17 protein-coding genes are annotated in these 14002 nt (G+C 61.2%); 12 read left to right on the forward strand and 5 right to left on the reverse strand.

Features of this window, described 5'->3' with window-relative positions; translation table 11 throughout:
• Positions 1–10: 10 nt before the first annotated feature.
• Genes SKTS_RS09090 through SKTS_RS09105 form a run of 4 tightly spaced genes read right to left on the reverse strand, consistent with a single transcriptional unit; the run spans position 11 to position 4024 of the window.
• Entirely contained in the window at positions 11–775 is a 765-nt protein-coding gene (locus SKTS_RS09090) for a 3',5'-cyclic-nucleotide phosphodiesterase (protein ID WP_173063573.1), read from the reverse strand.
• A complete protein-coding gene (locus SKTS_RS09095) occupies positions 775–1641 on the reverse strand; it encodes a M48 family metallopeptidase (protein WP_173063576.1) in 867 nt (288 codons plus the stop codon). The genes SKTS_RS09090 and SKTS_RS09095 overlap by 1 nt, the downstream gene beginning before the upstream one ends.
• Positions 1641–2186, reverse strand: coding sequence for an SH3 domain-containing protein (locus tag SKTS_RS09100; RefSeq protein WP_173063579.1), 546 nt, complete (start codon positions 2184–2186; stop codon positions 1641–1643). The genes SKTS_RS09095 and SKTS_RS09100 overlap by 1 nt, the downstream gene beginning before the upstream one ends.
• Positions 2183–4024, reverse strand: coding sequence for a CHASE2 domain-containing protein (locus tag SKTS_RS09105; protein ID WP_173063582.1), 1842 nt, complete (start codon positions 4022–4024; stop codon positions 2183–2185). The genes SKTS_RS09100 and SKTS_RS09105 overlap by 4 nt, the downstream gene beginning before the upstream one ends.
• 117 nt (positions 4025–4141) lie before the next feature.
• On the opposite strand from SKTS_RS09105, the gene SKTS_RS09110 reads away from it, so the two are divergent.
• The 4 genes from SKTS_RS09110 (at position 4142) to SKTS_RS09125 (ending at position 6871) form a co-directional block, all read left to right on the forward strand.
• Complete coding sequence (locus tag SKTS_RS09110) at positions 4142–5062, forward strand: branched-chain amino acid transaminase (RefSeq protein WP_173063585.1); 921 nt, start codon at positions 4142–4144, stop codon at positions 5060–5062.
• 132 nt (positions 5063–5194) lie between these two features.
• Positions 5195–5401, forward strand: a complete 207-nt coding sequence (locus tag SKTS_RS09115) for a zinc-finger domain-containing protein (RefSeq protein WP_173063588.1) — start codon at positions 5195–5197, stop codon at positions 5399–5401.
• 89 nt (positions 5402–5490) lie between these two features.
• The gene (locus SKTS_RS09120) at positions 5491–6411 is read left to right on the forward strand and encodes a 4-deoxy-4-formamido-L-arabinose-phosphoundecaprenol deformylase (protein ID WP_173063591.1); all 921 of its coding nucleotides are present in this window, start codon (positions 5491–5493) and stop codon (positions 6409–6411) included.
• 7 nt (positions 6412–6418) lie between these two features.
• Positions 6419–6871 (forward strand): peroxiredoxin, encoded by a 453-nt coding sequence (locus tag SKTS_RS09125; RefSeq protein WP_173063594.1) that lies wholly within the window; start codon positions 6419–6421, stop codon positions 6869–6871.
• Here the strand turns inward: SKTS_RS09125 and SKTS_RS09130 are convergent, their stop codons facing one another.
• Positions 6872–7633: an HAD family hydrolase gene (locus SKTS_RS09130; protein ID WP_173063597.1), complete on the reverse strand. Its 762-nt coding sequence runs from the start codon at positions 7631–7633 to the stop codon at positions 6872–6874. It abuts the gene before it with no gap.
• Positions 7634–7731: 98 nt separating this feature from the next.
• Between SKTS_RS09130 and dksA the strand changes: the two genes are divergently transcribed.
• The 8 genes from dksA (at position 7732) to SKTS_RS09170 (ending at position 14002) form a co-directional block, all read left to right on the forward strand.
• Positions 7732–8154: an RNA polymerase-binding protein DksA gene (gene dksA / locus SKTS_RS09135; protein WP_173063600.1), complete on the forward strand. Its 423-nt coding sequence runs from the start codon at positions 7732–7734 to the stop codon at positions 8152–8154.
• Between the two features lie 130 nt (positions 8155–8284).
• Positions 8285–8704, forward strand: a complete 420-nt coding sequence (locus SKTS_RS09140; protein WP_173063603.1) for a hypothetical protein — start codon at positions 8285–8287, stop codon at positions 8702–8704.
• 125 nt (positions 8705–8829) lie between these two features.
• A complete protein-coding gene (gene rsxA, locus SKTS_RS09145) occupies positions 8830–9405 on the forward strand; it encodes an electron transport complex subunit RsxA (protein ID WP_173063606.1) in 576 nt (191 codons plus the stop codon).
• Positions 9406–9410: 5 nt separating this feature from the next.
• On the forward strand, positions 9411–9983 hold the full coding sequence (gene rsxB, locus SKTS_RS09150) for an electron transport complex subunit RsxB (protein WP_173063609.1): 573 nt from the start codon (positions 9411–9413) through the stop codon (positions 9981–9983).
• Positions 9980–11641 carry an electron transport complex subunit RsxC gene (gene rsxC, locus SKTS_RS09155; RefSeq protein ID WP_173063612.1) on the forward strand — a complete coding sequence of 554 codons (1662 nt, stop codon included), beginning with the start codon at positions 9980–9982 and terminating at the stop codon, positions 11639–11641. The genes rsxB and rsxC overlap by 4 nt, the downstream gene beginning before the upstream one ends.
• A complete protein-coding gene (locus tag SKTS_RS09160) occupies positions 11638–12678 on the forward strand; it encodes an RnfABCDGE type electron transport complex subunit D (protein ID WP_173063616.1) in 1041 nt (346 codons plus the stop codon). The genes rsxC and SKTS_RS09160 overlap by 4 nt, the downstream gene beginning before the upstream one ends.
• Positions 12675–13316 carry an electron transport complex subunit RsxG gene (gene rsxG / locus SKTS_RS09165; protein ID WP_173063619.1) on the forward strand — a complete coding sequence of 214 codons (642 nt, stop codon included), beginning with the start codon at positions 12675–12677 and terminating at the stop codon, positions 13314–13316. Before SKTS_RS09160 ends, rsxG begins: the two co-directional genes overlap by 4 nt.
• Complete coding sequence (locus tag SKTS_RS09170; protein ID WP_173063622.1) at positions 13313–14002, forward strand: electron transport complex subunit E; 690 nt, start codon at positions 13313–13315, stop codon at positions 14000–14002. The genes rsxG and SKTS_RS09170 overlap by 4 nt, the downstream gene beginning before the upstream one ends.

Here is a 14002-nt window from a genome sequence, read left to right on the forward strand (position 1 = left end):
ATTCCGATTTTTAAAACTCAAATAGTTGGCCGAGAGCCAGCACGCTCGGTGCCGTGCCGTGCACTGCGGCGCGAATTTCGGACAGGATCCGCGGCTGGTCTCCCGGCCCCAGGTGGGTAATGTGAATTTCTGCCTGTTTCAGCAGCATGGGCAACTGTTCGGCCAGAAGGGCGGGGTAGTAGTGCCTCGATGCATGGGCGATGTCGTTTTCCTCGTTGGCAAAGGAGGTCTCGATAATGAGGTGGCGCAGATTCTCCACCTCGTTGAGCGCTTCCCAGAACTCGGGGCAGTCGATGGTGTCGCCGCTGTAAGCCAGGCTGGCCTTGCCGCTGTCGAGCAGATAGCCTACCGCCGGGACAGTATGTCGTGCCGGGAGCGGGGTGATTTTGCGGCCGTTCAGTTCCACGGTTTTGCCCGGCGCGACGGGCTGGAAGCGCAGCCAGGGGAATTCGGCATTGGGGATCTGGGTGAAGTCCGGCCACAGTTTCCAGTTGAACATGTGCTCCTGCAGAATGGCGATGGTTTCCGCCAGCGCATAAACCGTGAGCGGATGGCCGCGCGTGCCAGCTACAGAATCGAGCAGGAAGGGGATGCTGACCGTGTGGTCGAGGTGCGAGTGGGTGATGAATGCATGATCGATGCGCCGCATTTCCGCCAGCGTCAGATCGCCCACGCCGGTGCCGGCATCGATCAGGATGTCGTGGTCCAGCAGCATCGAAGTCGTGCGCAACCCGGCTGCGATGCCGCCGCTGCATCCCAGAATGCGAAGTTTCATCAGTTCTTTGCGCCGTTCGGAACGAGGTGGCGGAAACGGTCGCTCACGCTTTGCCCCTGGTAATGGTCGAAATTGGACTGCATCAGGCCGGACAGCGTGTCCAGTCGGCTGTCGGGCGAAGGGTGGGTGGAAAACAGCAGCGACACGTCGCTGCTCCCGGAGAGTCCCTCCAGCGTTTGCAGTACGGCGGGCAGGCCGTATGGATCGTAGCCCGAGCGGGTGGCAATGACGATTCCCATGCGGTCGGCCTCGTATTCGTCACCCTTGTCGAGGCCGCGCACCATCACTTCCTTCATGCCGCTGATCAGGTTCTTGCTCAGTTCCTTGCCATAGCCGCCGCCCCCTTTCTGTTCTACCGCGATGCTCGCCACGTCGGCTAGAAATCCCATTCCGCCTGCTTTCTTCATGGCGGCGAGGTGATGCTTGCGCAGTACATGGGCAATTTCATGCGACAGCACCCCGGCCAGCTCCGCTTCGCTGCGCATTTTCCTCAACAGACCGCTGGTGACGAAAATGTGTCCGCCAGGCGTGGCGAAGGCATTGACGCTGTTGGAATCCAGCACGCCGAAATACCAGGGCAGATCGGGGCGCTCGGTCTGCAAAGTCAGATAGCGTCCCACCTGGTTGACGTAGCGTTGCAGCGCCTCGTTCTTGGCCAGGGGCGCAGCGCCGAGCAGGACGGAAGCCATGCCTTCGCCGATGGAAATTTCCTCGGGTTCGCTGACGTCCTTGGACGCTTCGCCGAGGTTTTTCCCCGCGCTGATTATCTTGTTCAGGTCCAGGTTAAAGCCGCCGATTGCCCACGTCTGTGTGGCAAACAGGGCGCTCAGGGCAAGTACGGCCAACTTCGCTCGTGCATATTTCATCAGTTATCTCCCCAGGGTGAGGAAGCCGGACTCGCGGATGATTTTCCTGCAGATGCGCCCAGGTATTCCACCGACTGTTTCTGGAGGTGCGCGCTGTTCGCGAACTTGAGCGCTTCGCCCTTGCTCGCACCGTAGCTGTGCATGCGCTTGAGCTCTGCCGGGTTGGGGCTGGCGTTCTGGATGGCATCCTTGGTGATGTCCAGGCCTTTTACGCCGGTTGTGACGGTCGTGCCGCTGCTGCCGGTGCGCGCCACGTTGAACAGTTCGCCCAGTCCGGAACCGCCGCTTTTTGCGCTGCCGTCGCCGAAGCGCAGATTCAGCATCCTGACCCAGCCCTGACCCGCCGCGGGCGGTTTGATTTGGGTCCACCCTCCCTGGCGTTTGAGCACTTCCACTGCGGTCTTGCTGGGTAGCGTGGCGATGGTGGCGGCATCCGTGAAGGGTTCCCGCTTGAGTTCGGTCTCGCGGGTGGTGACCGCAGTTTCAGCCGCCGCCGACAGGCTGAAAATCAGCCCCAAGGCATACCATATAACTGAAAATCTCATGCCGTTTTTCCCCCTGGTTCGAACAAATGCACTTCCTGATTTCTTCCCTTTACCTTATAGAATCCGTGGTCGATAAAGTCAAACATATCCTCGCACAAAGCCTTGGTCTCGGCCGATACCAGGATGCGCGCCACGCCCTTGGTCTGGCCCTCGATGCGGCTGGCCAGGTTCACGGTGTCGCCGATGGCGGTGTAGTCCTGGCGCCGCTCCGAGCCGATGAAGCCGACCACCGCCGGGCCGCTGTGGATGCCGATGCCCACATCGAAAGACGCGCCCGCCTCGCCCAGTTCGCGCTTGAATTCCTGCAGGCGTTCGCTCATTTCCAGCGCTGCCGCGACGGCGTTTGCCGCGTGGTCCGGATCGGCCGCCGGCGCCCCCCAGAAGGCCATGATGGCGTCGCCGATAAACTTGTCCAGGGTGCCGCCGTGGCGGAAGATGACTTCCACCTGCATGCTGAAATAGCGGTTCAGCATCGCCACCACTTCCGGCGCAGTGTGCTGCTCGGAATAGGTGGTGAAGTTGCGGATATCGGAAAACAGCACCGACAGGGTCTGGGTCTGGCCGCTCAGGCTCTGTGCCGTTTTGCCCTGGCCGACCAGCTGGTCCACCACGCGCGGGTCGAGAAAGCGGTTGAACATCTGCACCGTCTGCTCGCGTGCTTTTCGTTCGCGCAGGTACTCGCGCAGCGCGGCGGCAAAATAGAATGCCCAGGCAAACAGCAGCGGGGTCAGCACCGGCATCAGCCATTGCCAGGCAACGGCGGCGTAAGCCGCGCCCAGCAATAGGGCGCTGACGCCCAGCAGCACGCCGCCCACGGCAAGGGTGTGGCGGTGGTGGCGCAGGAAGGCGAGCAGCAGCCCTGCCACCAGCACCAGGGCCAGCAGCGGGGCGGCAAAGGCGGGCGCGGCCTGCAGGTAGCCGCGGTTTTTCAGGTTGTCGATGGCGGTGGCGAGGATTTCCACCGCGGTGTGGCGCCCGCTGATGGGGGTGTTGCGGATGTCGTGCAGGCCGGCGGCGGAAGCGCCGACGATGACGATTTTCCCCGTCAATTCGTGCTGGTCGCGCCGCGGCGTCTTGCGGCCGGCATCCTGGTAGAGGTCGGAATAGGAAATGTGCGGATGGGACAGCGCCCCGCCGCGCCAGCCGAGGATGATCTGCTGCCGGTCCGGCACGGCATAGCCCAGGTCGCGCGCTACCCGCGCCGGGAGCGACGGGACGCGCCAGCCGTAGGCCGGCATGTAGAGGTCATAACGGCGCCCGACGCCGTCTTCGTCTTCGTGGTAATTGATGGTTCCCACGCGCCAGTTCTTCTCGGCCAGGACCACCGGCAAGGAAACGGCCAGCCGCGCATCCGGCTGCGCGCTCCCGGTTGCCGCGATGCCCGTAAGCGGCGCGAGGATTTTCAGCGGTACGCCGACGCCGTCGCCGTTGGCTTCCAGGCGCACCATGGGAAAGTAGGTGTTGCGCGTCGCAGCGACCGTCTCGTCGAACAGGGCGTCGCTTTCCGGGCGGTCGATGTCCTTCTCGGTGAAGGTGAGGTCGAATACGATGGCTCGCGGTTGCTGCTTTTCCAGCGCGGCGACCAGTTCGCCATGCACGGAACGCGGCCACGGCCACCGGCCGACTTCATCCGCCATGCTGGCCAAGCTTTTTTCGTCGATGTCGACGATGACGATATCGGGGTCGGCCTGCAGTCTCAGGGCATGGCTGCGGATGAAGAAGTCCGATACCCGGTTTTCCAGCGGCAGCAGGAAATGGAGCGCCGACAGTTCGGTCACCGCCAGCAGGGCAATGGCGCCGGCCAGGAGGAAAAGGGTATTGATGGAAAATCGTCGCATATTCCGGCAGGGTAACGGCAAACCGCAGGACGGGCAACCGCGCCGGGATCCGTTCCTCAAGCGGGCAAAATTGAGCTACAATTTCCACCTTTACACAGCTTTTTCCGGAGAATTACGATGTCTATGTCCGACCGCGACGGCCTGATCTGGTACGACGGCAAGATGGTGAACTGGCGCGATGCCACCACCCACGTGCTGACCCACACCCTGCACTACGGCATGGGCGTATTCGAAGGGGTCCGCGCCTACAAGACCGACAAGGGCACCGCGATTTTCCGCCTCAAGGAACACACCGACCGACTGTTCCGTTCGGCGCACATCCTCGGCATGAAGATGCCCTACGACAAGGAAACCATTTCCCAGGCGCAACTCGCCGCCGTGCGCGACAACAAGCTGGAGTCCGGCTATCTGCGTCCGATGGCGTTCTACGGCGCGGAAGCCATGGGAATTTCGGCCAAGACGCTGAGCACCCACGTGATCGTCGCCGCCTGGCCGTGGGGCGCCTACCTCGGTGCCGAGGCGCTGGAGCATGGCATTCGCGTCAAGACCTCGTCCTACTCTCGCCACCACGTCAACGTCACCATGTGCAAGGCCAAGGCCAACGGCAATTACATGAATTCCATCATGGCCCACCGCGAGGCGGAACATGACGGCTATCAGGAAGCGCTGCTGCTGGACGTGGACGGGTTCGTGGCGGAAGGCTCGGGCGAGAATGTTTTCATCGTGCGCAACGGCAAGCTCTATACCCCGGACGCGACCGCCGCGCTGGAAGGCATCACGCGCGACGCCATTATTCAGCTGGCGGCGGAAATCGGTCTGCAGGTGATCGAAAAACGCATCACGCGCGACGAAGTCTACACTGCCGACGAAGCCTTCTTCACCGGCACCGCGGCGGAAGTCACGCCGATTCGCGAACTCGATAATCGCGCGATCGGCACTGGCGACCGCGGTCCCATCACGGCCAAACTGCAAAGCATGTACTTCGACTGCGTGACCGGAAAATCGGCCAAGCACCAGGACTGGCTCTCACTCGTATAACGTGAAACTCGCGTAGCGAGCCTGCGGCCCCCTCTCCCGCATGCGGGGGAGGGCAGGGGTGGGGGAAACGGGTATGGAAAGTTTCATTATCAGGGGTGGCACATTCGCCATGCCCGTTAAGAAGGAGGTTGCATGCAAAACGATCTGGCGGACAACACCAAGCGTTACATCGAAGTGACTGCCGAAGACCTGCCCTTGCATTGCCCCACCCCGGGCATGGCGTTGTGGAGCAGCCACCCGCGCGTGTACCTGCCGCTGGAAGAGAAGGGCGAGGCGCTGTGTCCCTATTGCGGCACGATGTATAAACTCAAAGGCGGCGCCACGCACAAGCATCACTGAGTCGCCTCTTGTATGGCGTCAGGCGCCCCTGGCGTATCACCCCACGTTCAACTTATTGCGCCAGCATGGCCTGGTTGTGAAAGGCTTTGATGAAGCAATTGGCTCTGAAAATCGATGTCGATACTTACCGCGGCACTCGGGAAGGCGTGCCGCGCCTGGTAGAGATGCTGCAGCAGCATGAGGCCCAGGCCACTTTCCTCTTCAGCCTCGGCCCCGATCACACCGGTCGCGCCATCAAGCGCGTATTCCGTCCCGGCTTCATGAAAAAAGTCTCGCGCACTTCGGTACGCGAGCATTACGGCCTCAAGACCCTGATGTACGGCACCCTGTTGCCCGGTCCGGATATCGGCAAGCGCTGCGGCGACATCATGCGCCAGGTGCGCGACGGCGGCTTTGAAGTCGGGATACATTGCTGGGACCATGTTTATTGGCAAGACAATGTGGCGCATCAGGATGTCGCATGGACAGCGCGGGAACTGCAGCGTGCCTGCAATCGGTTTGAGGATGTTTTCGGCGCGCCCGCCAAGGTTCACGGCGCGGCAGGCTGGCAGATGAACCTGCACGCCTTGCGCCAGGAGCAGCGACTGGGCTTCGACTATTGCTCAGATACGCGCGGCAGCGGCCCCTTCGTGCCCATCTATCGCGCCGAGATTATCAATTGCCCGCAATTGCCGACGACGCTGCCGACGCTGGACGAATTGATCGGCGTGGACGGCATCACGGTCGAAAACGTTGCCCAGCATTTGCTGAAACTGACCGAAACCCCGTCGCCAACCGGCCATGTCTACACCCTCCACGCCGAGATGGAGGGCATGAAGCTGTCTGGCGTGTTCGAGGAACTGCTCGCCGGGTGGCGCGAACAGGGCTATCAGCTGGTTTCGCTGGAGCAGTATTTCGCCGGGCTGGATGTGGCCAAGCTGCCGCGCCATGAGGTGAGCTTCGGTGAGATTCCGGGGCGTTCCGGCGATCTCGCCTTGCAGGGGCCGCAATTTCTTCCTTTAGCGGAGTGAACGAGCTATGAACCAGCCGATTCCCGATTTCGATTTGCCGGCGACAGGCGGCACGCCGTTTCAGCTTTCCGCCTTGCGCGGCAAGAAGGTCGTGCTGTATTTCTACCCCAAGGACTCCACGCCGGGTTGCACGACCGAGGCGCAGCAGTTTCGCGACCTGTACCCGCAGTTCCAGGCGGCAGGGTGCGCGGTATATGGCATTTCGCGCGACAGCATGAAATCGCACGAGAACTTCAAGGCCAAGCAGGAGTTGCCGTTCGAGTTGTTGAGCGATGGCGAGGAAAAAGCTTGTGGGTTGTTCGGCGTGATCAAGATGAAGAATATGTACGGCAAGCAGGTGCGCGGCATCGAGCGCAGCACTTTCGTGTTCGACGCCGCCGGTGAGTTGCGCCGGGAATGGCGCGGCGTAAAGGTGCCGGGCCATGCCCAGGAAGTGCTGGAGTTCGTTAAGGCGCTTTGATCATGCGTTTTCGTGCCACTGCCGGAGCAGTGCCACGTCGACATAGGCCTTGCCGTTCAGGTCGCCGCTGAATACCTGGCAGGCCTGCCCCGGTTCGCCCAGGTCGCTCAGCACCGCCAGCGCGCCCGGAAACTCATGATCGGTGGTGTAGTCGTTGATCGTGACCAGCGTCTTGATGCCGGCCCCCAGGCTCGATTTCAGCCCGTTTTCCGAATCCTCGAAAGCCAGACACGCGGCCGGATCGAGGTTCATCCGCTCCAGCGCCCAGAAGTAAATGTCGGGCGCGGGTTTCTTGGCAGGTACGATGTCGCCCGCGGCGATGACTTCGAACCAGCTTTCCGCGTCAGGTGCCAGACTGTATTTGAGCAGGGCGGTGACGTTTTCCGGCGTGGTGGTGGTGGCGATGGCCAGGCGCAGGCCGGCTGTGCGCGCTTCTTCGAGCAGGCGCCGGATGCCGGGGCGCACCGGGATGAGCCCACCGCTCAGCAACTCGGTGTAATGCCGGGTCTTGGTCTTGTGCAGCTCGGCTACCAGCCGGTCGAAGTCGGCCGGTTTGACGTAGCGGGTGTTGAAGCTTTCCACGTAGTAGCGGATGCGCTCCTTGCCGCCCGTTACGGCCAGTAGTTTCCCATAAAGGTCAACGTCCCAGTCCCAGTCCAATCCGAATTCGCGGAAGGCCGAATTGAATGCGATGCGGTGTCCATCGCGCTCCGTGTCGGCAAGTGTGCCGTCCACATCGAAAATTAAAGCCTGTAAAGCCAATTGGTTATCTCCATTCCGGCAATGAGCCGGCTTGCGGTAAGTAAAATTATCTGCTATTAAAGCGCTTTTGCGTAAATCCGAAGAAGAGTAGAGAGCACATGTCCGCTGAAATACACAAGCAGTTCATCCCATACGAACCAAAAGCGGGGGAAGAGTATATGAACCCGCAACAACACGCGCATTTTCGCAAAATCCTCGAGGACTGGAAAGCCGAACTGAGCCAGGACATCGACCGTACCGTGCACACCATGCAGGACGAGGCTACCCTGTTCGCAGACCCCAACGACCGCGCCAGCCAGGAGTCCGACATGGCCCTGGAACTGCGCAACCGTGACCGTGAGCGCAAGTTGATCAAGAAAATCGACGAAACCATTGCCAATATCGAATCCGGTGATTACGGCTACTGCGAAAGCTGTGGCGTGGAAATCGGTCTGAAGCGCCTCGAAGCGCGCCCAACCGCAACCCTGTGCATCGACTGCAAAACACTCGATGAACTGAGAGAGAAACAAGTAGCCAAATAATTTTGGCTACTTGTTTTCAGTGAAGGCTAACATGTTCAGCATGTTATGCCGGAGCAAAAAACAGGCCGCCAATCAATTTGGCGGCCTGTTTTGGTTATGCATTACCGGTTAACGGGAGTTGGTCAGCCACATGTCGGATTTCAAAACCGCCTTTTATGGCACTTTCTATAGCCTGATGTCCTGGAAGCAGCTTACCGAGTTCTGGGTCAGGGTTGATCCACAGGCGGGCTGGCATCTTTATGCGATCGGCGAGCCTGTGCCGACCGCGCCGGCTTCCGCCGAAGAGGTCAGCCGCTTTGTCCAGGAAGTGGATGCCTTGCTGCGGCGCGACCATAAAGAAGATTACTGCGCCATCGTCTATGCCGATAACCTGGAAAAGCCCACCCTGATCAAGATCTACGATCCCAACAACCTCGGCGTGTCGTGCGGTTCAAGCAAGAATCCGCCCTTGCCGGGCTGGGTGATGAGCGTCATGCCGCCGACCGAAATGCAGCCCAAAGGCATCATTCCCGCCGGGCGCCAGCGCTGGTGGCAATCATTGTTTGCCTGATTGTTCGCGATGGCTGCTGACAGGCATGCCATCAAGAGTCCCTTTATCCGCGCGGGCGTAATGGTTGCATCATCCTGTGGCGCGGAAGATAATCCGACTGTTACCCTGCTAGTACATTGCGCGCCATGGAAAACTATTTTCTTATCCTGATCGGAACGGTGTTCGTCAACAACATCGTCCTCGCCAAAATTCTTGGCCTGTGTCCCTTCATGGGCGTGTCCAAGAAGCTTGAAGCGGCTATGGGGATGGGCATGGCCACCGCTTTCGTGCTTACCCTCGCGTCTGGCGCCAGCTACCTGGTCAATCAGTACCTGCTGGGGTCGGAACTGACCTACTTGCGTACCCTGTCGTTCATCATCGTGATCGCCGGGATTGTCCAGTTTACCGAGATGTTTATTCGCAAGACCAGCCCGGTGCTGTATCAGGCGCTGGGCATTTACCTCCCGCTAATTACCACCAATTGCGCGGTACTGGGGATTCCGCTCCTCAACGTGCAGGAAAATCATAATTTCATCGAATCGCTGCTTTTCGGTTTTGGCGGGGCAGTCGGCTTTGCCCTGGTGCTGACCACCTTCGCCGCCATGCGCGAGCGACTCGAGGGCGCGGACGTGCCCCTGCCGTTCAAGGGCTCCGCCATCGCCATGGTGACGGCCGGGCTGATGAGCATCGCTTCCATGGGCTTTTCCGGACTGGTTAAATAACACCTATGTTTAATGCGCTGCTGGTGATGATCGGTCTGGCCGTGGTACTGGGCGCAGTACTCGGTTTCGCTTCCCTCAAATTCAAGGTGGAAGGCAATCCCCTGGTGGAGAAGGTCGACGCCATCCTGCCCCAGATTCAATGCGGCCAGTGCGGCTTTCCCGGATGCAAGCCCTATGCCGAGGCGATCGCCAGCGGCAACGTGGCGATCAACTTGTGCGCTCCAGGCGGCGAGGCCGTCATGAAGCGTCTTGCCGACCTGCTGGGTGTCGAGCCGCAACCGCTCGCGGCCGAGGCGGCGCTGCCGAAGCCCAAGCAGGTTGCGCTGATCGACGAGCAGACCTGCATCGGTTGCACCTTGTGCTTCCAGGCCTGCCCGGTGGATGCCATCGTCGGCGCGGCGAAGCAGATGCATACCATCCTCGATTCGGAATGCACCGGCTGCGAACTGTGTCTGCCGCCCTGCCCGGTGGACTGCATCACCATGGTGGCGGTTGAAGAGGGGCTGAGCGGCTGGAAATGGCAATACCCGGTGTATCCGATCAGCGATGCCAGGAAGGATGTCGAGGTGACGACATGAGAACGCTGCATCCCTTCCACGGCGGCGTCCATCCGCCCGAACACAAAATCCAGTCCACGCAGCTGCCGATCGCTGTTGCGCCGTTGCCGTCACGCTTGATCGTGCCCTTGCGCCAGCACAACGGCAACCCGGCCAAGCCGGTGGTGGCCGCGGGCGACCATGCGCTCAAGGGGCAGATGATCGGTGCGCCGGAGGGCTTCATTTCTGCGGCTGTGCATGCGCCCACCTCGGGCCGGGTGGTAGCCATCGAGATGAACCCGGCACCGCATCCTTCCGGTTTGCCTGACCTCAGCGTGGTGATGGAAGCTGATGGCGAAGACCGCTGGATCGAGCACCAGCCGTTCGACTACCGCGCCATCGCGCCTGCCGATCTGCGCAATCGCTTGCGCGACGCCGGTGTCGTGGGCCTGGGCGGGGCGGTCTTCCCCAGCCACATCAAGCTTGATGCCACCAGTCTCGAAACGCTGGTGATCAACGCCGCCGAATGCGAGCCCTACATCACCTGCGACGATATGCTGATGCGCGAACGCGCGGCGGAAGTCGTGCAGGGCATCGCCATCATGCAGCATGCCATGGGCGCCAGGGAGGTGCTGATCGGTATCGAGGACAACAAGCCGCAAGCCATCGCGGCGATGCAGGCGGCCTGTCAGGGGAGCGGATTCGAAGTGGTGGTGGTGCCGACGCTGTATCCCAGCGGCAGTGCCAAGCAACTGATCAAGCTGCTTACCGGCAAGGAAGTGCCCAGCGGCGCGCTGGGGCCCCAGGTCGGCGTGCAGTGTTTCAACGTCGCCACGGCCTATACCATTCATCGCGCCGTAAACCATGGCGAGCCGGTGATTTCCCGCTTGGTGACGCTGACCGGCAACATGGACGAGCCGCGCAACTACGAAGTGCTGATCGGCACGCCGATCGGCGAACTGGTGAAGGCGGCCAGGCCGCGCGCGGACACCAGCGGGTACCTCATGGGCGGGCCGATGATGGGACTGCCCCTGTCCGATCCGGGCGTGCCGGTGGTGAAGGCGACCAACTGCGTCATCGCCACGTCGCAAACCCTGTTCCCGCCGCTGCCGCGCGCCATGCCGTGCATACGCTGCACGCGTTGCGCCGCGGCCTGTCCCGCGGACCTGCAGCCGCAGGAACTGTTCTGGTTCGCCAAGGCCAAGAATTTCGCCAAGGCTCAGGAATACAAGCTGTTCGATTGCATCGAATGCGGTTGTTGCAGCTACGTGTGCCCCAGCCATATCCCGCTGGTGCAGTTCTACCGCTTTGCCAAGAGTGAAATCCAGGCTCAGGAGCGGGAAAAGAAGGCCTCCGAACGGGCGCGCGAGCGCCACGAGTTCAGGGAGCTGCGCCTGGAGCGCGAAAAGCAGGAAAAGGCCGCCAAGCACGCAGCCAAGGCTGCGCAGGTGGCAGCCAAGCCGGACGAGGAGGGTGGCGACGAAGCTGCAGCCGCAGCCAAGAAGGCCGCCATTCAGGCCGCCATCGAGCGCGCCAAAGCCAAGAAGGCGGCAGTGGCGCCGCAGAACGTGGAAGATCTTCCTCCGGAAGCGCAAGCCAGGATAGACGAGATTGACGAAAGGCGAGCTCAAGCCAGGGAGACCGCCGAGCAGAGCGTGGCGGTGCAAAAAACCGATGAAGGGCAGGGCGCACAACCATGAATTCACCTGTAGTGGCGGAAAAAACCGGCGTCAACGTCATCATGCTCAAGGTGCTGGCAGCCCTGCTGCCTGCCGTTGCCGCATACGTCTATTTCTTCGGCCCGGCGATCCTGGTCAGCATTACCCTGGCGAGCGTTGCGGCGCTGGCCACGGAAGCGGCGGTGCTGCACTTGCGACGTTACCCCTTGCGGGTCTATCTCACCGACGGCAGCGCGCTGGTAACGGCCTGGCTGCTGGCGCTCTCCATCCCCCCTCTGGCACCGTGGTGGCTGGTCGTGGTGGGGACGCTGTTCGCCATTCTGATCGCCAAGCATCTTTACGGTGGGCTGGGCAACAATCTCTTCAATCCGGCCATGGTCGGGTTCGCGGCGTTGATGATCTCGTTTCCCTCGCACATGACGCACTGGACTGCGCCCGACGTGCTGGCGCACAGCCACTGGAGTTTTTCCCAGCAGATGGATTTCATGTTCGGCGGCATCTCTCCGGCGGATAGCAAGCTCGATGCGATCACCATGGCGACGCCGCTGGATACCCTGAAAACCCAGCTTCACCTCGAACGCACGGTGGTCGACATCCAGTCCTCGCCGATTTTCAGCATGCTAAGCGGCAAGGGGACGGAAATCATTGCCCTGTTCTACCTGCTCGGCGGGTTGTACCTGTGGCAGCAGCGCATCATCAGCTGGCACATCCCGGCTTCCTTCCTCGCAGCCATGTTCGGCACGGCCGGCTTGTTCTACCTGTTCGACCCGGCCCATTATGCTTCGCCGCTGTTCCATCTCTTTGCTGGCGGCACCATGCTGGGCGCTTTCTTCATCGCCACCGACTATGTCACCAGTCCCACCACGCCGCTGGGCAAGCTGATATTCGGCGCGGGGATAGGCGTGAGCGCCTATATCATCCGCGTGCTGGGCGGTTATCCGGACGGCGTCGCTTTCGCCGTGCTGTTCCTCAATTCGGCCGTGCCGCTGATCGATGCCTATACCCAGCCGCGCGTGTTCGGCCATGCCGGCAAGTGGTTCGACGGGAGGAAGGAATGAGCTCCGACTACGTCCGTCATTCCACCAAGCTGGCGATGGTGCTTGCGGCCTTCGCGCTGGTGGGAACATCGTTGCTGGCGCTGACGTTCGATGCCACCAAGGACATCATCGCGGCGAGCGAGAAAAAGGCCAAACTGGCGCTGATCGCCCAGATCCTGCCGCCCGAACTGTACGATAACGACATCATCAGCGATGCTGTCAATCTGCCGCCACAGCCGGAACTCGGTACCGCCGAAGCCACGGTGACCTACCGTGCACTCAAGGACGGCAAGCCCTCCGCCGTGGTGCTGGAAGCGGTCGCGCCCGACGGCTACGCGGGCAAGATCAAGCTGCTCATCGCGATCAAGGCGGATGGCGTGATTTCCGGCGTGCGCGTGGTGTCGCACAAGGAAACCCCGGGACTGGGAGACTACATCGAAATCGCCAAGAGCAACTGGATCAAGGGTTTTGATGGCACTTCGCTGGAGAAATACCAGTCCAAGGACTGGAAAGTGAAAAAGGACGGCGGCCAATTCGATTCTGTCGCCGGGGCGACGATTACGCCGCGAGCCGTGGTCAAGGCGGTGTACAAGGCGCTGGGCTATTTTTCCGCCAATCGGGAGAAGATATTCACTCTCCCAAAGGAGCAAGCGAAATGAGCGATGCAAACTACAAGGAAATTATCTGGAACGGCGTGTGGAAAAACAACGCCGGGATCGTTGCCCTGCTCGGCCTGTGTCCGTTGCTCGCCGTGAGTACCACCGTGGTGAACGGCGTCGGGTTGGGCGTTGCGACCATCATGGTCATGGCCTGCAGCAACGCCATCGTTTCGCTGGTGCGCCAGTGGGTGCCGGGCGAAATCCGCATCCCGGTATACATCCTGATCATCGCTGTGCTGGTGACGGTGATCGACCTCGCCATGAATGCCTACATGCAGGCGCTGTACCTGGTGCTGGGCATTTTCGTGCCGCTCATCGTGGTGAACTGCAACGTGCTTGGCCGTGCCGAAGCTTTCGCCTCGAAGAACCCGGTATTTCCGTCCATGGTGGATGGTTTCATGGTCGGCCTCGGCCTGACCATGACGCTGGCGGTGCTGGGCGGGATGCGCGAGATCATCGGCAAGGGCACGCTGCTGTCCGGCATCGATCTCGCATTCGGCGAATCCGCCAAGGCCTGGGTGATTACGGTGATTCCGGATTACCACGGCTTTCTGCTCGCCATATTGCCGCCCGGCGCTTTCATCGGGCTGGGCCTGCTGATCGCGGGAAAGAACTGGCTGGACCAGCGCCAGGCGGCCAAGGGTGAACCGGTGCGCGCGCCCGAAGCTTCAGCCGCAACCGCATAA

This window comes from Sulfurimicrobium lacus, assembly GCF_011764585.1.
Classification (GTDB): Bacteria; Pseudomonadota; Gammaproteobacteria; order Burkholderiales; family Sulfuricellaceae; genus Sulfurimicrobium; species Sulfurimicrobium lacus.